Genomic DNA, 18889 nt, shown 5'->3' on the forward strand with positions numbered 1-18889 from the left:
CTCCTCGCCCTGGATCGCCCGAAGCCGTCTATCGATATATCCATGTGAACATAACAAGGAAAGGTTCTTTACCGGCCACGGTCTTCTGGGCTGAGGTTTTCCTGGCCTGCGATAATCTTCGTCGGATACAGCGGTATCGAGGCCGAAGGAAATATTGCATAAAACAGCGACCAGGGATTGCGTCAAGTCGACGTCGGCCGAGCAAGTTGAATGCTGACAACGCCCAAGGGCGTAGCCGTAGTAGGCAATTTCGATATGGACGGTCAGCTATGGTGCTAGACCGCGATCGGCGCCTTGATCGTCGCGTCGGCGAAATAGTTGTCGAGCCGGAAATCCTCGAAGCGGAAGGCAAAGAGATCGTTCACCTCGGGGTTTATCCATAGCGTCGGCAACGCCTTGGGCGTGCGCCGCAATTGCTCGCACGCCTGCTCGAAATGGTTCGAGTAAAGATGCGCATCGCCGAGCGTGTGGATGAAATCGCCGGGTTTCAATCCGGTCACCTGCGCCACCATCAGCGTCAGCAACGCATAGGAAGCGATGTTGAACGGCACACCGAGAAAAATATCGCCCGAACGCTGATAGAGCTGGCAGGAAAGCTTGCCTTCCGAAACATAGAACTGGAACAGGCAGTGGCAGGGCGGCAACGCCATGGCCTCCACCTCGGCCGGGTTCCACGCCGAAACGATCAGCCGCCGCGAATTAGGATTTTTGCGTATCTCCTTCAGAAGATTCGCAATCTGGTCGATCGCGCCGCCATGGCCGTCCGGCCACGACCGCCACTGTTTGCCATAGACCGGGCCAAGATCGCCGTTCTCGTCGGCCCACTCATCCCAGATCGAGACGCCGTGATCGTTGAGATATTTGATGTTGGTGTCGCCGGCCAGGAACCACAAAAGCTCGTGGACAATCGACTTCAGGTGCAGCCTCTTGGTGGTAGTGACCGGAAAGCCGCGGGCCAGGTCGAAGCGCATCTGGTAGCCGAATACCGAGCGCGTTCCGGTGCCGGTACGGTCGCCGCGATCAGCGCCGTTTTCCAGCACATGCTTCAGAAGGTCGAGATACTGGCGCATCGGCTCCGGTCCGATTCGGGTTGTCAGCCAACATAGCCGAATGACCGTCGGCCGAACACAGCAAAGCGAGACGATTCCAGCAGAAGCCTCACCAGCATCAGCGGCGAGGTTGCTCAGAGCGAGCCGAGCATGCCCAGATCCCTGGCGACAAGGTAATAGAACGTCACCCGGCTCTTGCTGTTGTCGGCCGCCATCGCCTTGCAGGCCTTTTCGATAGCCGCATCTGCCTTGGCGCCGTCGGTGACGCCGAGCTTGCCGGCGACCCAGCTGTTCCTGACGCGCTTCAGTTCCTCCGGGTCGGTGCAGGACACCAGCGAGGAATCGCGGTTCCTGAGCGCGATGCCCAGATGTTTGACGATCTTGGCGACCGCGTCGGCATCCGCCGCCGCATCATATTTCTTTACGTCTGCAAGATAATCGGCCATCGAATTTCCCCTCGTCGGCGCCACGGGATCCCGGTTGATGAGGATTGTGGCGCGCTGCCGCAAGTATGCGCTAGGTCTCCTCACCGCCACAAAGCTTCGGTTGAGACCGGCTGCAAGTCAACCCTTCGCGATCCACTTTGATACGGACGAAAGTGGCATTCCGGCCTTTCATTTTCCACCGCCAGTCCCTATATTCGCTTCGTCGGCTCGACCGACTATGGCGATAAACAGGCGATGAAATAAGCCGTTCGGACCCGGGGGCGGTACCCGGCGCCTCCACCAAAAACCGCTGCTCAGGAGCGGCTTTTGCTGGGGGCGAAATAGGATCGACGAAGGTGTAAAGATCGTACTTTTGCCCGGCATTGTACCACCGTTATCGGGCTAAACTTATAGTTGCCAACGACAACTATGCGGAAGCACGTCTCGCCGCGTAAGCGGTGCGATAGCTTCAATTCAAGCCCTAGTGGTTCGCACTTCTAGGCGGGGTTCGGAGGTACCTGGCAACAGAAACCTCCATTCTCCCTTTTTTTGATACGCGCAGCTGCAGGTTGGCCGGCGGCTTTTTTCGTGCGCCCTGACAGACCCAAGGCGCCGCGGCGTTTATACCAGTCCCTGGCTGACCGTATCGATCGCACCGGCGAATGTTTCACCTGTGGCCGCGTCGTCGGGCAACAGCATTTCATTGTGCCCCCTGCCCGTCCGGATCATCGGAAAACAATTGGCAAGCTTGGCAACACGACAGTCAAGGAGCACCGGCCCGCCCACATCGATCATCTCCTTTATCGCATCGTCAAGGTCGGCTGGTTTGTCGCAGCGCAGGCCGACCGCTCCGAACGCCTCGGCCAATTTGACAAAATCGGGCAAGGCCTCGGAATAGGAATGCGCGAGGCGGTTGCCGTGAAGAATTTGCTGCCACTGGCGAACCATGCCCATATATCCGTTGTTCAGAATGAAGATCTTGATCGGCGCGTCGTACTGGACTGCCGTCGACATCTCTTTCATGGTCATCTGAACCGATGCGTCGCCGGCAATATCGATGACAAGGCTGTCTGGATGTGCGATCTGCACGCCCAGCGCCGCCGGCAGGCCGTAGCCCATCGTCCCGAGGCCGCCCGAACTCATCCAGCGGTTCGGCTTTTCCAAGCCGTAGAATTGGGCCGCCCACATCTGATGCTGGCCCACTTCAGTGGTGATGTATGTGTCGCGATCCTTCGTCAGCGCGTAGAGACGCTCCACCGCATATTGCGGCATGATCACATCCTTGTTCATCTCATAGGAGAATGAATTGCGTGCGCGCCAGCCGGCGATCGTTCTCCACCAGTCCTGGAGGCGGCCTCCATCCGGTTTCTGAGGCAATGCGCGCCATAGACGAACCATGTCATCCAGAACATTGCCGACATCGCCTTGTATGCCGATATCGACGTGGACGTTCTTGTTGATCGAGGACGGATCTATGTCGATATGGATCTTGCTGGAGTTCGGCGAAAAAGCGTCCACACGCGAGGTCACGCGGTCATCGAAGCGCGCGCCGACACAGATCATGACGTCGCAATCGTGCATCGCCATGTTCGCCTCATAGGAACCATGCAGACCGACCATCTTGAGCCAGTTCTTGCCGGAGGCGGGGTAAGCTCCAAGGCCCATCAGCGTCGAGGTGACCGGAAAGTCGGTCAGTTGAATCAACTCCCGGAGCAACCTGGATGCTTCCGGGCCGGAATTGACGATGCCGCCGCCGGTATAAATAACGGGTCGGCTGGCATTGGCCATCAATTCTATCGCCTGGCCGATCTTGCCGATATCGCCCTGCAGCTTCGGTTGATAGTTCTTCAGCGCGACAATGTCCGAAGGCGGCGTGTACATTCCGGACGCAAACAGAACGTCCTTCGGCATGTCGACGAGAACAGGGCCCGGTCGCCCCGACCGGGCGATGTGGAATGCCCTGTGGATCGCTGACGCCAGGTCATTGACGTCTTTGACCAAAGAGTTGTGCTTGGTGCAGGATCGCGTGATGCCAATCGTGTCACATTCCTGAAACGCATCGGAGCCGATCAATGTTGTCGGCACTTGTCCGGACAGACAGACGATCGGCACTGAATCCATCAGTGCGTCCTGCAGGGGCGTCACGGCATTTGTCGTGCCTGGGCCTGACGTGACCAGCATCACGCCGACCTTGCCCGTGGACCGGGCATAACCCTCGGCGGCATGGCCGGCACCCTGTTCGTGGCGCACAAGGATATGCTTGATGTCGTCCTGCTGGAATATCTCGTCATAGATCGGCAATATGGCCGCGCCGGGATAGCCGAAAATATGCTCCACACCATTGTCTTTGAGTGCGCGGAGAACGATCTCCGCTCCTGTCATGCGGTTGCTCGTATGCCGAATGGAATTATCGCCTGTCATGGTTCTGTCCCGTAGCGTGATGAGGATGGGTTGACGGGGCGTCGCCGAATTCGGGCGTAAGAGGAATTTCGGGCATAAAAAAAGGCCCCGTCAGGAGCCTGTTTGTCGCGCACGGGTGGCTGTCGCCGGATGGTTACACCATCCTGCCCGTGCGCTTTCCTACCACTGCAAGAACCGTTGCGATTTTCATGATGATCGCTGCTACACAGAAAATCGCGCATCGTCAACGTCTCGGGCTGAGCGTCTCAGGTTGAGGCGAAAGCCCAAGGGCTTCCCATCATCGGAACCTCCGATGGCAGCATTCGTATCTTCCCGTTTCCCTTCTCTCATGCCTTTGCGGGACAAGGCCTCAGTTTCTCGCCGCGTGTGGTCATGCCCGGCGAGCTACCTGATGGAGACAAGATGAACCAGGAAACCACACCAAAACACGAACGCATCCTGATCGTGGGCGGCAGTTCCGGCATGGGGCTGTCGCTGGCCGAACAGCGGCTTGCCGCCGGCGCCGAGGTTACGATCGTCGGCCGCTCCCAGGACCGGTTGTCGGCCGCACGGCGGCGCTCGCCTCACCCGGAAAGGCTTAGGACGATCGCAGCCGACGTCACAAGCGAGGACGATCCGACGCCTGTTCCAGGATGTCGGTACGCTCGACCACATCGTCTCGACCGCCGCCGACGTCACGGGCGTCTATGTATTGCTTCCCGACATGGACATCTCGTTGGCGCGGAAAGTGATGGATTCCAAGGTCGTCGGACCGCTTCTTCTTGCCAAGCATGGCGCGCCTCGTCTGACGCCCAGGGGATCGATCACGCTGACCTCGGGCATCGCCGCCTATCGTCCGGCTGCGAAAGGCTCGGTGGTGGCAGCCGTTAATGGGGCCCTCGCCTCACTCGCCTACGCGCTTGCCGTCGAACTGGCGCCGATCCGCGTCAACGTCCTCTCGCCGGGCTGGGTCGACACGCCGATTTGGAATGCCGTCGCCGGCAGCGGAAAGACGGCTGCGCTGGACGGCATGGCAAAGCGCCTGCTCGTCGGCCGGATCGGGCAGGCAGCCGACATTGCCCAGGCCATCACGTCCCTGATGCATAACGGCTTCATCACCGGAACGGTGCTTCATGTCGATGGTGGCCAGCGGCTGGTCTAGCCATGGCCAAATTTCGCGAACCATTGCGAGGAACAGCCGCAGCACCGGCGCTTGAATGCGCCGGTGGCGCCATACCATGGTGACCGGCGTCACCGGGCTGCTTCCGACCCAAGGCAACACGACGATATTGGCGTCGGCCGCGGAAGCCACGAGACGCGGAACCAGCGCGCATCCAAGACCGGCTGCAACAAGGCCCCGTATCGCACCCATGCTTGCGAACTCGCCGACGAGTTTTGGACAGTCAGGCAATGTTGCGGCAAACGTTTCGTCGAACATCCGCCTATAGACGCAACCGGGCTGGGTGACGAGGAAGGCCTCGTCAGCCAGGTCGTCGGATCTTATGGCAGAATATCCGGCCAACCGGTGATTTGCCGGCATTATGACGACGAGCTCTTCCTCGGCTATCTGTTCGCTTCGCAGCTCCGGCGCCGCCGCCGGGACGGCTCCGAAATGGAACGATACGTCCAGCGCCCCGCTTGTCACGCCGGCACGCAACCCACTGCTATCGTTCGCCCTGAGGTCCAGTTCCACATCGGGATGACGCCGATGGAATTCCCCCAGCAAAGCCGGCAAGCGTGTCGAGCAAAGCGTCTCCAGGCCGCCGACCGTCAGACGACCGGCAACCGTACCGCTCGCGTCGGCGACAGCGGAACGGGCTTCGTCCGCAAGGTCGAGGAGATCGTTTGCGTAGTCCAGCAGGCGCTGTCCTGCCGCTGTCAGCTTCAAGCCACGCCGTGACCTGTCGAACAGCGACGTGCCCAGATCGGCTTCCAGCGCCTGGATCTGTTCGGTCACGCTCGATTGGGCAAGATGAACCCGCTCGGAGGCGCGCGTGATGTTCAAGGTGGTGGCGACCGCCACGAAGGTCTTGAGATGTCGAAGCTGCATGTCTTGAACCCGTCGTATAGGCATAGGCTGCTTTGAACCGGGACCGCAAACGTGAAAAGGCCGGGAACATCGCCCGGCCTTTTTGTCTCGATAGGTGAAGCTTACTCCGCCGGCGCTTCCGCAACGTCCCGGCTGCGGCCGAGCGTTATCCTGGCCAGTGTGAAGGAGATCGCCGCGCACAGCGTGATGCCCGCCACCATCGGCAGCGGCGTGCCGTCGAAAAACACGCCGGCGACGCCCATGGCGACCGCGCCGATGGCGAAGTGCAGCGTGCCCATCAACGCCGAAGCGGTGCCGGCGATCTCGCCATGCTCTTCCATGGCCAGCACCGACGTTGTCGGGATGACCAGGCCGAGAAAGCCGTAGCCGATGAACAGCAGCGCCGCCATTACGTCGAGCCGGTCGACACCCGATGCCATCACCGCGAACAGCACCACCATCGTCGTCGCATAGCCGGTCACCGCGACGCGCACCACGCGCTGCAGCCCGAACCGCTCCGATAGCAACCCGGTCAGCTGCGACATGCCGATGAAGGCAACCGCATTGATCGAGAAGAACACGCTGTAAACCGAAGGGGACAGGCCATAATGGTCGATCAGGATGAAGGACGAGCTCGACAGATAGACAAAGAAGCTCGCAATGCCGAAGCCGGCGATGGCCGTCAGCCCAAGGAAGTTGCGGTCGCCCATCAGGAAGCGGTAGCCGGAAAGTGCCGTCCCGAAGGACGAACCGGCGCGCTCTTCGACCGGCCGCGTCTCCTTGAGAGAGGTCGCCAGCAGGATGGTGGCGAGCACGGCCGCGCCCGTCACCGTCCAGAACACGGCGCGCCAGCCGAAGTTCTCGATGATCTGGCTACCGGTCAGCGGCGCCAGGATCGGCGAGACCGAAAACACCAGCATCAGCAGCGACATCAACTTAGCGGCCTCGGTGCCGGTATGCAGGTCGCGCACGATCGCGCGCGGCACGGCCATGCCGGCGCTGGCGCCGAGCCCTTGCAGGAAGCGGAAGGCGATCAGCCATTCGATCGAGGGAGCCAGCGCCGAGCCGACGCCGCCGACCATGAACAGCACCAGGCCGCCGTAGAGCGGCAGCTTGCGGCCGACCATGTCGGAGATCGGTCCGACGACGATCTGGCCGAAGCCCATGGAAAGAAAGAAGATCAGCAGACTCATCTGCACCGCGGCAGTGCCGGCATGCAGATCCTCGCCTATTGACGGCAGGGCCGGAAGATACATGTCGATGGCAAACGGGCCGATCGCGGACAATAGGCCGAGCACGACCGCAATGCGGAGGAATTTGGCGTTCATGATAGCAGGCTCTTTCGAATTCTGGTTGCCGCCGAGGACCGGCGCGTAACCCTAGGACGTTCCATCCCATGGAGTTCCGACTCTTCTGCGGAACGAAACTCCCTTCGTGCAGTCCACAAATTTAGACAGGCTTGTCTAATTCGTCAACCACCTCTATATAGTTTTGCATGAAGGCCAACGTTTCTCCTGACATTTTCCCGCCACGGGGCCATGAGGCCAAGCGGATATCGATTGTCGATGCCGCCACCTCGGTCTTCTGCCGCGAAAGCTTCGCCGGTGCGAATATCGATATGATTGCCGCCGAGGCCGGCGTCTCCCGCCAGACCATCTACAATCATCACGGCGACAAGGAAAAACTCTTCGTTGCCATCGTCCGCGACCTCACCGAACGTTGCAACGCGGGCATCTTTGCCACGATTTCCACTTTTCCCGATCAGCCGAAGAATCTCGAGGCCGACCTCATCGCCTTTGCTGTGCGGATGACCCACAATTGCATTTGCAACCGCGACGGCAAATTCCTGCGCAAGCTGATCCAGACCGAGGGCGGGCGCTATCCCGAGTTGTTCGCCGAATGGCGCGAAGAAGGACCGGGCAGGACATGGCCGGCGATCGCCGCCCGCTTCGCCCGCCTCGCTCATGCCGGCTTCCTTGATATCGACGATCCCGATGTCGCAGCGCGCCAGTTCATGGCGCTTGCCAATGCCGAGTTGCAGACGACGTTCATGCTCGGCGGCACACCGACCGAGGACGAGGTGGTGCAGTCGGCGACAAATGGCGTGCGCACCTTCCTGCGCGCCTTCGGCAAGCGGCAGCCTGTGGCTCGTAAACAGGGCGCGCTCGCCAGCGCTTGACGATCAAAGCCGTTTGACGATCAAATCGTCGCCAATGGGCTTCGCTTCCGCACGCAGGCGATCTATATCCGGTTTACGCCGCGCTCAAGCTTGATTACAGCTATCAGGACGATTCAACGGAACCCGACAGCCACATGGCCGACGACCACATCCGCTACGACATTCTGGCCCAGGAGGCGTTGCGCGGCGTCATGCGCAAAGTCCTGGCCGAGGTCGCGCGCACCGGTCTCCCGGGCAACCATCACTTCTTCATCACCTTTCTCACCGGCGCGCCGGGTGTGCGCGTATCGTCGCGGCTGCGCGAGCGCTATCCCGAACAGATGACCATCGTCATCCAGTTCCAGTATTGGGACCTGAAGGTGAGCGACACCGGCTTCGAAGTCGGGTTGTCGTTTTCCGACGTGCCGGAGAAACTGGAAATCCCGTTCTCGGCAGTGCGCGGCTTTTACGATCCATCCGTCAACTTCGAGCTCGAATTCGACGTCAAGACCGACACCCCGGCGGAACAGGAGACAAAGGCCAAGCCTGCTCCCGAGCCGCTGGCCATCGTCGCCGAGAAAAAGCCTGAGACGAAGAAGAAAAACGCTGAGGTGGAAAAGAAGCCTGCCGCGGCCGACGCCGGTGCCAAGGGCGCCGACGTGGTGTCGCTCGACGCCTTCCGCAAGAAATGACCCGACGGGCGGCGTGACATGGCCGAGATCGTCAATCTCCGTCAGGCACGCAAGCAGAAGGCGCGAACCGAGAAGGAGCGCCTGGCCGAGCAGAACCGGGCGCTGCATGGCCGTTCCAAAACCAGCCGGGATCGCGACCGCCTGATCGCCAACAAGGCCGATAAGTTCGTCGCCGGCCATCGCCGCGAAAAATCGGGCGATTCGGACAAATCCGATGCTTGAATGTGAATAGGATCGTCGCGTGAGCCCGGTCGAAAAGCGCTCGGTCACGATTCGCGGCCACCGCACCAGCTATTCGCTCGAAAAGCCTTTTTACGACGACCTGATCGCTATTGCGGCCGTGCGAAAACTGACGCTCGCCGCGCTTGTCGCCGAAATCGACGAGAGCCGCCCGCGCGATGCGAACCTCTCCTCGGCGCTCAGGCTCTATGTGCTGGATTGGGCCAAGCGCGGCAAGTTTTAGCCTTCAGGCAACGCTATCCTGTTTCCTGCGCCGGATATGGAAGCCCAGCAAAGCCGAGCGGTCGCGTTCTTCGGCCTGTTTCTTCGATCTGACGCGCATCAGGTCCTTCCAGCCGACATAGCCCACCAGCCGGGCATTTTCTCGCGTGACGACCGGCAAATGGGACACGTTCGCCATCAACAGCTTGTCGGAGAGGCCCTCGAGATACTCATCCGGATAGGCCAGCGTGACCTTGCTGCCGGCCAGCAGTTCGCCAAGCGTCGTCGTGCGGTGCTTGCCGGCGCGTCTCCAGTGCAGGATCGCCGGCGGGTCGATGACGCCGAGCACGTGGCCCTCTTCATCGACGACCGGAAAGCTCGGATGCCGTGTCTCGGGCGCCGTCAGGAACGCTGCCGCGCCGTGTAGCGTCATTGTCGCCGGCACACTCTCGACCTCGCTGGTCATCACCTCGCGCACCCTGGTCAGGGCGAACGGATCGACACGGTATTCGCGAACCATGTGATGCCCTCGCCGTGCGATTTTTTCGGTGAGGATCGAACGCTTCATCAACAGCACGGTCACCGCATGCGCAGTGGCAGTTGCCGCGATCAGCGGCACCAGGACATGGGTGTTGCCGGTCAGTTCGACCGCAAAGAAGGTGGCGGTCAGCGGCGCACGCATGGTGCCGCCCATCGTCGCCGCCATCGCCAGCAGCGCCCAGAAGCCCGGATCGGCGGCCGGCAGGAAGCCGGCGAGGACCGCGCCCATCGTCCCGCCCATGATCAGCAGCGGCGCCAGCACACCTCCCGACGTTCCCGAGCCGAGTGCGACCGACCAGATGATCGCCTTCACCACCAACAGGGTGAGCGCAGCGGTCGCTATCGTGCGGCCATCCAGCATGTCGGCGATATTGTCATAGCCGACGCCGAGCGCCTGCGGCTCGATCAGCCCGCCAATGCCGACCACCAGGCCGCCGAGCATCGGCCACCACATCCAGTGGATGGGCAGCTTCTGGAAACCGTCCTCGCAGGCATAGACCATCTGGGTCAGCAACCCCGATAGCAGCCCGGCTGCCATGCCGACCAGCACCCAGCCGGCAAGGGCTGGAAATGAAACCTCCATGCCGCCCTGAAACGGGAAGATCGGCCCCGGCAGGTGCAGCATGGTGCGCTCGACCTCGGCAATAACCGCGGCGACCGCTACGGGAATGAAGCTGCGCGGCGTCCATTCGAAGAGCAGCAATTCCACCGCAAGCATGATGGCAGCGATCGGTGTTCCGAACACGGTGGTCATGCCGGCCGCCGCACCCGCCACCAGCAGCGTCTTGCGTTCATTGTCGCTGACCGGCAGCATCTGCGCGATCAGCGAGCCGACGGCGCCGCCGGTCATGATGATAGGCCCTTCCGCGCCGAATGGCCCACCGGTGCCGATCGAGACTGCCGACGACAACGGCTTCAGGATCGCCACCTTGGCGTCGAGCCGCGAGCGTCCGAGCAGGATCGCCTCGATGGCTTCGGGAATGCCATGGCCGCGAATCTTTTCGCTTCCGAAGCGAGCCATCATACCGATGATCAATGCCCCGATGACCGGAACGAATACCGAGGCATAGCCAAGCGGCGTATCCTGCAGTTTCAGGTCGGCGAGCGTGAACTGGCCAAAATAGGCGATGTTCGTGGCAAGCCGGATCAGCTTCAAAAGGGCAATGCCGGCAAACAACCCCGCCGTCGCCACCATCACCGCTATGCCGGCAATGAGCAGCACCCGGGCATCGGTGGTAAAATCGCGCAGATGCCCGGGGTTGGCGTGATCGGAGTTCATTTGCAAACCTTGCTTTCTGACGGCGTGCCGACTTGCGGATGGGTCGCTGGCCGTGCCACCGATGATGGCGGGCACGAGCCATGTTGGTGCGCTCTGTATCGTAACACGATATAAATGTTCAAGGCCCGTTTGCGGCTTTGTCGGAAAGGATTCGATGGCAGAGACTTCGAAGCCACAAAAGCGCGGCGCAACGATCGGGCCGGCCGATTACCAGAGGCTGTCCGAATTTCGTTACCTGATCCGCCGCTTTCTCGAATTCAGCCAGATCCAGGCGCAGGAAGCCGGCCTGACACCGCGCCAGCATCAGGCCCTGCTTGCAATCAAAGGGTTTCCCGGCGGAGGGCCGGTGACCATTGGCGACCTCGCGGAGCGCCTGCGCATCCGCCATCACAGCGCAGTGGAATTGGTCAACCGTCTTTGCGAAGCCGGGCTCGTCGCGAGGGACCACGACGAGGAGGACCACCGCCGCGTGCTGCTGCGGCTGACCGAGCGCGCCGACGACAGTCTCGCCGATCTGTCAGCCGCTCATCTCGACGAACTCGGGCGGATCGAGCCGATGCTCAAGCGCTTGCTTGCTGGACGCGACACATAAGGGATGCGCCGTCACCCGCCATTCAGCGATTTTAGCAAATCGTCGATCGACGAGGGATCGAACTTGAGCTTTGGCGGGGGCTGCACTGGCGGTGGCACGTTATTTGTGGCCGGTGGCGCCCGTTCCGCTCGCTCCGCCGCGGCCTTGCGTTCGGCGTCGAGCCTTGCCTTCTCTTCCGAGGCGATCCGCAACGCCTCTTCCGCCCTCTGGCGTTGCTGTTCTTCGGCCTGCGCTGCTTCCTCGGCAGCCTGTTGCGCCGCCTTGGCTTTGGCTTCGGCATCCGCTTTGGCCTTTGCAGCCGCCTCGGCTTTCGCCCTCGCCTCGGCTTCGGCCTTCGCCGCTGCATCCGCCTTCGCCTTGGCTTCGGCCTCCGCTTCGGCTTGGGCCTGCGCCTCAGCTTCGGCCTTTGCCCTGGCGTCCGCTTCAGCCTTCGCCTTGGCTTCAGCCTGCGCCCTCGCCTCCGCTTCGGCTTGGGCCTGAGCCTCGGCTTCGGCCTTTGCCCTGGCGTCGGCCTCAGCCTTCAGCCGCGCCGCTTCCTCCTCCTGCTTGCGCCGTTCCGCCGCCGCTCTTTCACGCTCGGTTTGCAAGGCAGCGTAGTAGCGCACCTCACGCCGCAGCCTTTGTTTCTCGAGCAGTGCGGCTTGCATGGCTTCGACTCGCTGCTGCTCCTTTTCCAGCGCACGCTGGGTCAGGAACTGGGCCAGCGGCTCGCTGTCGAACTGCCGTTTGGTGGCGCCGAACGGACCGTCGACGCTGAAATTCAAAATCGGTTCGGAGCCGACCAGCGCCTCATCGCCGGGTCGATAGGCGATCTCGCCCTTGGCATCGACGGTGCTGGTGTTCAGATCGGCGGTGATGTCGGCGGACAGCGTCGCGCCCGGGCTTTCCAATTTGACCGGCGGTGCTCTCAGCGTGCCGCCGGCGATGGTGAAGGCAATATCGGTGTCCTGCGCCGGAAAACTGCCCGCCGCGGCGATCTGCGGCACAAAACCGGCAGTCTTCGATGCGTCGATATCGCGCCCGATCGGGTCGGCCTTGGCAATAAATGCGCCAAAGGCATCGGGATTAAAGCCGGCAATAGTCATACCCTTCAGCGTCGCCGTGCCGGAACCGGACAGCGCCGCGACCATCGCGTCGACCGATTTGCCGCTGGTCGAAAGCGCCGTCGAGAAATCGCCGCTTCCGCGGATGCCGGCCTCCGGCAGCACAGCTGTCAAATCGGAGCCGGCGAGTTTCATCTGACCGGAGAAAAGCCCGGTGCCGTCATTGTTCTTGAGCTCGAACAGGCCACTCAACTCGCCCCCGAGGAATTTTGCCTTGAGGTCGGAAACACGGATGCCCTCCTGGTCGAGCTGCAGCGAAAGCGCAGCGTCATAGGCGGTGGCAAGCGGGCCAGCGGCAAGCGACGCCGCCGTCAGATCGAGATCGGCGGTAAATGGCAGACTGGATTTCTGGCTGAACGGTGCCGTCGGCCAGGTCCTGTCATTGACAAGGAAAGCCTGGTCGCCGAACAGCATCACCGCCATCGGATCGAGGTCCAGTTCGTCCAGCGACAGCGCGCCGGCAAGATGCGGCAGTCCCTCTTTGATGTCGATATTTACGTCACCGGAAACCGCCGCTTCGTTGACGGCGCCGCTGAGCCCGCTCAGCACCAGGAGACCATTGCCGTAGTCGGCATCGGCAGCAAGCGACGTCGACATGCCGGTCTCCATGCCGGGCAGGCCGACGCCGGTCGTCATCAGCCATGGCGAGATGTCGGCTGTTTCAAGGCTGACCTTGCCCTTGGCGGCCGCGCCCTGAGGCGTGTCGGCAATTGTCCCGTCGAAACCAGCTTTGAAGTCATTGCCGGCCAGGCTGAATCGTGTCGCCAGGCCGCCGCCAAGCGTGCCTTTGGCCGAGACGTCGGTGGTCGCCTCGCCGAGCATGCCGAGCGGCAGCGCCGGCAGACCGTAAAGCGCCAGAAGCGCGGTGGCGTCGGCGTTCCTTGCGTTGAAGGTCAGCGTCACCGGCGCTTCGAGAGGCCGGTCGAGCGCCCCTTTGCCGGACAACGACGCCGAAAAGGCCGAGCCACCGGCCTTGCCCTGTGCGCTCATGGCCAGTCCGGTCGTACCATCGCCATTGTCTGCGGCACTCGTGACCGCGTCGATACGCGCATCCTGGAACAGCTCGGGATAGGCAGCAGCGCGCTCCGCCAGCCACTTCAGCACCGCATTATCTGGATAATGCTGGACGGCGACGTCGATCAGCGGCTTGAGGTCGACGGCGACCACCGAGGCGTCGAGCTTGCCGGTCGGGCTCGCCGGGAAATCCTTGATCCGGCCGGTGGCACTGATCGAGGCGCCGGCAAGTCCGCCGACCGACAGGCGGTCGATCTCAAGCAGCCCCTCACGCAATCTAAGTGAAGTATCGACGCTATCGGCGGTCAAGCCGCCGGCGCTGACCGGCCCGGCCTTGATCTGGAAATCGAGGTCGCGATCGGAAAAGCGGTTGGCGCCCTTGTCGCTGACGAAGATCGAGGCGAAGGCAGCGAGCCCATCGACGTCGAGTTCGCCACCTTCGAGTTGCATCAGCACCGATGGACGGGTTTCGTCGGGCTGGTTGGAATCGATGCGGCCGGAGAACTTCGCCTTGCCGAGGATGAGTTCGAGATCGCTGAAGGCCTGGTGTCTTTCGCTCAAATCCACCTTGGCCTTGAAGCCGGCGGCCGGCAAACGGCGGATCGCCTCGTCGACGTCCTTCGACAGCCAGGCGGCAAAGCCGGAGGGCTGCGCCACCGCCAGAAGCAGCGATCCGGTGAAACCGAAATGGTCCTCGACGCTGACCATGCCATTGGCTTCCAGCTTGGCGCGGCCGGGCAGCGTGGCGGCCAGCGATTTTACCGCCCAGCCGCCTTCGGCCGGCTCGGCGGACAGATGCACGTCGCGAACCGTCGTGTCGCCTGCGACCACCGCCGGCAGTTTCACCTCGACCGTGCCCGGTATTGTCGGCTTCGGCAGATCGAGCAGCGCCTGCTCGAGCGCCGCCACCCGTTCGGACAGCGTCAATCCGGCCCCGGCCGCCGCCCCGACGGCCTCGTCGAACTGCACCTGCGCGCCATTGGCCTCGATAGAGAAATGCGGCTTCAGCCCAAGGTCGACCGCAGCCTTGCCGTCGGCCGTGTAGGGATTGTCGAGCGGCCCGGTCTCGAAGCGGAATTCGTCGACGCCGAGCTTCTGGTGGTCGAGCGAAAACTTGCCGTTCAGCCTGAAGCCCGGGTCCGGTTTGCCGGCGCTGACCTTCAGCGCCTCGCCGCCGGTGCCGCGCGGCCGCGCCGCGGTCCGGTCTGCGCCCGATATCTTGAACTGGCCCGAATAGACGGCGGCGCCCTCGACGAGGCCCACATTGCCGTCGGTCTCGATGACCAGCGGATAGGCATCCGGATCGGCCTTGAGCCGGAGCCGCATTTGCCCGTCCGGTTCGGCTTTGCCGGTGGAAGCGGCGATCGTGGTCCGCAACCCGTCCAGCAACAGTGAGCCGTCCAGCCGCCAGGGGCCGGCCAGCGACTTGGCCGAGATCGTTGAGTTGATCTCGGAAATAAGATGGCTGCGCCCGCCCGCGGCGTGGCTGAGCGCGATCTGTCCTTCCGTCACCGTCAGCTTCTCGATGGAGATCTGGCCGGGATCGAAGGGCGAGGATGGCCGTATCGTCCAGTCGACCGTGCCGTCGGCGGCGATGTCGATCGTCGCCTTCGGCCGCACCAGCCGCATGTCGAAGATCAGCACCTCGCCGCGCAGGAATGGCGCGAGTTCTGCATCCATCGAAAAGGTTTCGACGGTCATCGCCGGCTGGCCGTTGGGGCCACCGGCAACGGCGACGTTGGAAAAGGTCACCGAGGGGAACGGCAGCAGCCTTGCCGTCGCATCGCCTTGCACAGTCACCTTGCGGCCGAGGACGGCACTCGCCTCGCGCTCGAAATCGGCACGGTAACCCGTCCAGTCGACAAAGTACGGCACCACCAGCGCCGCACACAGCACCAGCACAAGAAGCCCACCGAAGATCACGAACAGGCGTGCGAGCATCAGCTCCTAGATAGTTTTGGTTGAAAGTCAGTGGCACTCTACCCGCATCAGCGTGTCGATAAAGAGGCAAATGGGTGGCACGGCAGCGGCCTGAAGATCAGTCCTTTCCAGGCAATATCTTGCCGGGGTTCATTATATTCAGCGGGTCGAGCGCCTGCTTGATCGTGCGCATGATGTCGACGCCATGGCCAAGCTCGTGCCGCAGGAAGCCGATCTTGCCTTGCCCTATGCCATGCTCGCCGGTGCAGGTGCCGTCCATGGCGATGGCGCGCATGTTGAGCCGCGCCACGAATTTTTCCGCCAGCGCGATCTCCTTCGGATCGTCCACGTCCATCAGCACCAGCACATGGAAATTGCCGTCGCCGGCATGGCCGACGATCGGCGCGATCAGGCCCATCTCGGTGATATCCGCCTCGGTCTCGGTGACACATTCGGCAAAGCGCGAGATCGGCACGCAGACATCGGTCGACAGGCCCTTGGCACCCGGCCGCAGCGTCAGCGACGACCAGTAGGCATCGTGCCTCGCCTTCCACAATTTCGTCCGCTCTTCGGCGACGCTGGTCCACAGGAACGGGCCGCCGCCATTTTCCTCGGCGATCATGCCGAAGGTTTCGGCCTGCTCGGCGACGCCGGCATCGCTGCCGTGGAACTCGACGAACAGGCACGGACTCTCGGGATAATCAAGCTTCGAATAGGTCTTCATCGCCCGCATCTGCAGCGCGTTGACCAATTCGATGCGCGCCACCGGAATGCCCATCTGGATGGTCGCGATCACCGCATTGCACGCCGCCTCGACACTGGGGAACGGGCAGACGCCGCCCGAAATCGCCTGCGGAATGCCCTGCAGCTTCAACGTCAGCTGGGTGATGATGCCGAGCGTGCCTTCCGAGCCGATCAGCAGCCGTGTCAGATCGTAGCCGGCCGAGCTTTTCTTGGCGCGCTTGCCGGTCGTCACTGCCTCACCGTCGGCCATCACCGCGGTCAGCGACAGGACGTTTTCGCGCATCGTTCCGTAGCGCACGGCGTTGGTGCCCGAGGCCCGCGTCGCCGCCATGCCGCCAAGCGAAGCGTTGGCACCCGGGTCGATCGGAAAGAACAGGCCGGTGTCGCGCAGATGCCGGTTGAGGTCCTCGCGCGTCACGCCGGGCTCGACGGTGCAATCGAGGTCCTGCGGATTGACCGCTATGACCCGGTTCATCCGTGACGTATCGAGCGAGATGCCGCCGCCCGGCGCATTGGTGTGGCCTTCCAGCGAAGAGCCGACGCCGAAGGCGATCACCGGCACGCGGTGCGCGGCGCATGCGCGCACGATCTCCTGCACCTCCTCCGTCGTCTCGGCAAAGGCGACGCCGTCCGGCGCCTGCGTCGGAATATAGGTCGTGGTGTGCGCGTGCTGGGCGCGGATCGCCTGGCCGGTCTGGAATCGCTCGCCGAGCCGCTGTTTGAGGATGCCGAGCACAGCGGCGATGCCTTCTTCGTTGCGCTCGACCGGATTGAGGTCGCTTAGAGCCATCGATTCCTCCGCGAATGGACCAGCATCCACCCTTGTTCTGCATCTACGGATGCGTAGTCTCACCAACCACGCTCTGTCCAGTCCACGCTCACCCCGGCATGACGAGAAGGAAGTTTCCGATGCCCATCCCCGCCCCTTTCGTCTCTCGCGCCATGGACATCGAGGAGGCCTGGATCGATTACAACGGCCATCTCAACATGGCCTATTACAACGTGCTGTTCGACCGGTGCTCCGACGAAGCCTTCGAGATGATGGGGATGGGGCCGGACTATGTAAGGGAACGGCGGCTGACCATCTACACCGCGGAAGTCCATGTCTGCTACGTTCAGGAATTGCATCTCGACCACAAGGTCACGGTTTCGTTCCAGTTGCTGGACCACGACGACAAGCGGCTCAGGGCCTACCAGGAAATCCGCCATCTCGACGGCTGGCTCGCCGCCACCTCCGAAACGCTGTCGCTGCACGTCGACATGGCTGGCCCGAAGGTCGCACCCTTCCCCGCTGACGTCCTGGCCAGGGTGGAAGCGATGCGCGCCGCCCATGCCGCCCTGCCGATGCCGGAGCGCGCCGGCCGCTCGATCGGTATTCGTCGTAAGCCGGCTTGAACCAAGAGAGCGCTTGAACCACTGGCCAACCGCCGTTAACCTTACTGAGGTTTTAACGTGAACAAGCCGAATTGAGACGTTGAACGACTCAACGCGGCGTTGGAAAACCATCCGCATCGAATTGCGATACGGGCGGCGGAGCAGCAGCGGTTCGGGGAACGTGCATGAAAACCGACATCAAGGTCGAGGCGGACAGGCTGGCGGCTGATCCACGCATCACCGACTATGATTTCTGGCGCTCGCTGAAGAACCTCAACAACGAGATCTTCCACATCGCCAACAACAACGAGCCGATTCCCTTCGCCATGATCCGCTGGCGCGCCATCCTGAAGCAGGCGCGGATGAAACGCGGCCACGCCTGAACGGTGCGGGAAGAAACAGACCGGCCGTCCGGTTTGCATTTCTGGGACGTTTGCGCTGCCCCTCATCCGGCTGCCGCCATCTTCTCCGCGTATAGTGACGGGGAGAAGGGGCTGGCCGCAGCCTCGGCGCTCTTTCAGCAACGCTGGCAATTGGCGAAACCATTGGTGACAGCGTCCGAGAAGTGCTCGGCAGGGCGATGAAGAGGCGGCGCGACGTTTCGAGCTAAGCGGACGACGTGCTGACGAACGACCCCAAGCATCAAGGCTCGCGCTTCACCGCCCCCAGCGGCGAGCGCGGCACCACCGGCGACGACTGGATGATCGCCGTGTTGGTCATCGCATGGGGAATGATCCGGTCGACAACCCGCTCAAGTTCCGCGACCGAGCCGACATGCGCCAGCGCGATGAAGCAGTCTTCACCGGTGACCCGGTCGCACTGGGCGATTTCCGGCAGGTCGCGAATGATTTCGGCCACGACGGCGAGTTGCCCCGGCACCGGCCTGATGCGCAGCCATGCCGACAGCTTCATGCCCAGCGCGACCGGATTGATGCGCACCGTGTAGGCCTCGATCACACCGCTTTCCTGCAGCCGCTTGATGCGCTCGGCCACGCTCGGCGCCGACAGGCCCACCGATCGCGCCAGTTCGGCGGTGCTGGTGCGCGCGTCCTTTTCCAGCAGGCGCAGGATTTTCAGATCCGCCGGGTCCAGATCGGTATTTTCATTTCGAAGGCGTTTCAGCGGACAA

At 62.4% G+C, this 18889-nt stretch carries 15 protein-coding genes, 1 other RNA gene and 2 pseudogenes; 9 read left to right on the forward strand and 9 right to left on the reverse strand.

The features are described from left to right. Window positions 1–275: 275 nt before the first annotated feature. Window positions 276–1070, reverse strand: coding sequence for a thymidylate synthase (locus NMG46_RS17935; protein WP_254818939.1), 795 nt, complete (start codon window positions 1068–1070; stop codon window positions 276–278). Between the two features lie 113 nt (window positions 1071–1183). Continuing rightward, on the reverse strand, window positions 1184–1495 hold the full coding sequence (locus tag NMG46_RS17940; RefSeq protein ID WP_254818940.1) for a DUF2853 family protein: 312 nt from the start codon (window positions 1493–1495) through the stop codon (window positions 1184–1186). Window positions 1496–1657: 162 nt separating this feature from the next. Here NMG46_RS17940 and ssrA point away from each other — a divergent pair. Next, window positions 1658–2013, forward strand: a transfer-messenger RNA (tmRNA) gene (ssrA, locus tag NMG46_RS17945). 82 nt (window positions 2014–2095) lie between these two features. On the opposite strand, the gene NMG46_RS17950 is transcribed toward ssrA, so the two are convergent. Beyond that, window positions 2096–3895, reverse strand: coding sequence for an acetolactate synthase 3 large subunit (locus tag NMG46_RS17950; protein ID WP_254818941.1), 1800 nt, complete (start codon window positions 3893–3895; stop codon window positions 2096–2098). Window positions 3896–4297: 402 nt separating this feature from the next. Here NMG46_RS17950 and NMG46_RS17955 point away from each other — a divergent pair. Then, window positions 4298–5036: pseudogene (locus NMG46_RS17955) on the forward strand (SDR family oxidoreductase). Window positions 5037–5060: 24 nt separating this feature from the next. On the opposite strand, the pseudogene NMG46_RS17960 reads toward NMG46_RS17955, so the two are convergent. Continuing rightward, window positions 5061–5948 (reverse strand): annotated as a pseudogene (locus tag NMG46_RS17960) (LysR family transcriptional regulator); the annotation flags it as partial. Between the two features lie 77 nt (window positions 5949–6025). Further along, window positions 6026–7231: a multidrug effflux MFS transporter gene (locus NMG46_RS17965; RefSeq protein ID WP_254818942.1), complete on the reverse strand. Its 1206-nt coding sequence runs from the start codon at window positions 7229–7231 to the stop codon at window positions 6026–6028. Window positions 7232–7398: 167 nt separating this feature from the next. On the opposite strand from NMG46_RS17965, the gene NMG46_RS17970 reads away from it, so the two are divergent. The 4 genes from NMG46_RS17970 to NMG46_RS17985 all read left to right on the forward strand — a co-directional run bounded on the left by NMG46_RS17970 (window position 7399) and on the right by NMG46_RS17985 (window position 9216). Then, window positions 7399–8082, forward strand: coding sequence for a TetR/AcrR family transcriptional regulator (locus NMG46_RS17970; protein ID WP_254818943.1), 684 nt, complete (start codon window positions 7399–7401; stop codon window positions 8080–8082). A 134-nt stretch (window positions 8083–8216) separates the two neighbouring features. Next, complete coding sequence (locus NMG46_RS17975) at window positions 8217–8753, forward strand: SspB family protein (RefSeq protein ID WP_254818944.1); 537 nt, start codon at window positions 8217–8219, stop codon at window positions 8751–8753. 18 nt (window positions 8754–8771) lie between these two features. After that, on the forward strand, window positions 8772–8975 hold the full coding sequence (locus tag NMG46_RS17980; RefSeq protein WP_254818945.1) for a DUF4169 family protein: 204 nt from the start codon (window positions 8772–8774) through the stop codon (window positions 8973–8975). Between the two features lie 19 nt (window positions 8976–8994). After that, window positions 8995–9216, forward strand: coding sequence for a ribbon-helix-helix domain-containing protein (locus NMG46_RS17985; RefSeq protein WP_254818946.1), 222 nt, complete (start codon window positions 8995–8997; stop codon window positions 9214–9216). Window positions 9217–9219: 3 nt separating this feature from the next. Here NMG46_RS17985 and NMG46_RS17990 read toward each other — a convergent pair whose 3' ends face one another. Then, window positions 9220–11013: a chloride channel protein gene (locus NMG46_RS17990; RefSeq protein WP_254818947.1), complete on the reverse strand. Its 1794-nt coding sequence runs from the start codon at window positions 11011–11013 to the stop codon at window positions 9220–9222. 154 nt (window positions 11014–11167) lie between these two features. On the opposite strand from NMG46_RS17990, the gene NMG46_RS17995 reads away from it, so the two are divergent. After that, window positions 11168–11605, forward strand: a complete 438-nt coding sequence (locus NMG46_RS17995; RefSeq protein WP_254818948.1) for a MarR family winged helix-turn-helix transcriptional regulator — start codon at window positions 11168–11170, stop codon at window positions 11603–11605. Between the two features lie 11 nt (window positions 11606–11616). Here the strand turns inward: NMG46_RS17995 and NMG46_RS18000 are convergent, their stop codons facing one another. Then, on the reverse strand, window positions 11617–15663 hold the full coding sequence (locus tag NMG46_RS18000; protein ID WP_254818949.1) for an AsmA-like C-terminal region-containing protein: 4047 nt from the start codon (window positions 15661–15663) through the stop codon (window positions 11617–11619). Between the two features lie 97 nt (window positions 15664–15760). Continuing rightward, on the reverse strand, window positions 15761–17176 hold the full coding sequence (locus tag NMG46_RS18005; protein ID WP_254818950.1) for an FAD-binding oxidoreductase: 1416 nt from the start codon (window positions 17174–17176) through the stop codon (window positions 15761–15763). A gap of 119 nt (window positions 17177–17295) precedes the next feature. Here NMG46_RS18005 and NMG46_RS18010 point away from each other — a divergent pair, with 119 nt between their 5' ends. Both NMG46_RS18010 and NMG46_RS18015 read left to right on the forward strand, forming a co-directional pair. Beyond that, window positions 17296–17781 (forward strand): thioesterase family protein, encoded by a 486-nt coding sequence (locus NMG46_RS18010; RefSeq protein ID WP_254818951.1) that lies wholly within the window; start codon window positions 17296–17298, stop codon window positions 17779–17781. A gap of 164 nt (window positions 17782–17945) precedes the next feature. Further along, window positions 17946–18143: a hypothetical protein gene (locus NMG46_RS18015; RefSeq protein WP_023676715.1), complete on the forward strand. Its 198-nt coding sequence runs from the start codon at window positions 17946–17948 to the stop codon at window positions 18141–18143. 259 nt (window positions 18144–18402) lie between these two features. Here the strand turns inward: NMG46_RS18015 and NMG46_RS18020 are convergent, their stop codons facing one another. Further along, a complete protein-coding gene (locus NMG46_RS18020; RefSeq protein ID WP_254819099.1) occupies window positions 18403–18882 on the reverse strand; it encodes an Lrp/AsnC family transcriptional regulator in 480 nt (159 codons plus the stop codon). Between the last annotated feature and the right edge of the window lie 7 nt (window positions 18883–18889).

Source organism: Mesorhizobium sp. LMG 17147 (assembly GCF_024297145.1).
Taxonomy (GTDB): Bacteria; Pseudomonadota; Alphaproteobacteria; order Rhizobiales; family Rhizobiaceae; genus Mesorhizobium.

Bases quoted from the DNA above. Each gene is read 5' to 3' on its own strand.
- NMG46_RS17935 (WP_254818939.1), bottom strand. From the start codon at position 1,070: ATGCGCCAGTATCTCGACCTTCTGAAGCATGTGCTGGAAAACGGCGCT.
- NMG46_RS17940 (WP_254818940.1), bottom strand. From the start codon at position 1,495: ATGGCCGATTATCTTGCAGACGTAAAGAAATATGATGCGGCGGCGGAT.
- NMG46_RS17950 (WP_254818941.1), bottom strand. From the start codon at position 3,895: ATGACAGGCGATAATTCCATTCGGCATACGAGCAACCGCATGACAGGA.
- NMG46_RS17965 (WP_254818942.1), bottom strand. From the start codon at position 7,231: ATGAACGCCAAATTCCTCCGCATTGCGGTCGTGCTCGGCCTATTGTCC.
- NMG46_RS17970 (WP_254818943.1), top strand. From the start codon at position 7,399: ATGAAGGCCAACGTTTCTCCTGACATTTTCCCGCCACGGGGCCATGAG.
- NMG46_RS17975 (WP_254818944.1), top strand. From the start codon at position 8,217: ATGGCCGACGACCACATCCGCTACGACATTCTGGCCCAGGAGGCGTTG.
- NMG46_RS17980 (WP_254818945.1), top strand. From the start codon at position 8,772: ATGGCCGAGATCGTCAATCTCCGTCAGGCACGCAAGCAGAAGGCGCGA.
- NMG46_RS17990 (WP_254818947.1), bottom strand. From the start codon at position 11,013: ATGAACTCCGATCACGCCAACCCCGGGCATCTGCGCGATTTTACCACC.
- NMG46_RS17995 (WP_254818948.1), top strand. From the start codon at position 11,168: ATGGCAGAGACTTCGAAGCCACAAAAGCGCGGCGCAACGATCGGGCCG.
- NMG46_RS18000 (WP_254818949.1), bottom strand. From the start codon at position 15,663: ATGCTCGCACGCCTGTTCGTGATCTTCGGTGGGCTTCTTGTGCTGGTG.
- NMG46_RS18005 (WP_254818950.1), bottom strand. From the start codon at position 17,176: ATGGCTCTAAGCGACCTCAATCCGGTCGAGCGCAACGAAGAAGGCATC.
- NMG46_RS18010 (WP_254818951.1), top strand. From the start codon at position 17,296: ATGCCCATCCCCGCCCCTTTCGTCTCTCGCGCCATGGACATCGAGGAG.
- NMG46_RS18015 (WP_023676715.1), top strand. From the start codon at position 17,946: ATGAAAACCGACATCAAGGTCGAGGCGGACAGGCTGGCGGCTGATCCA.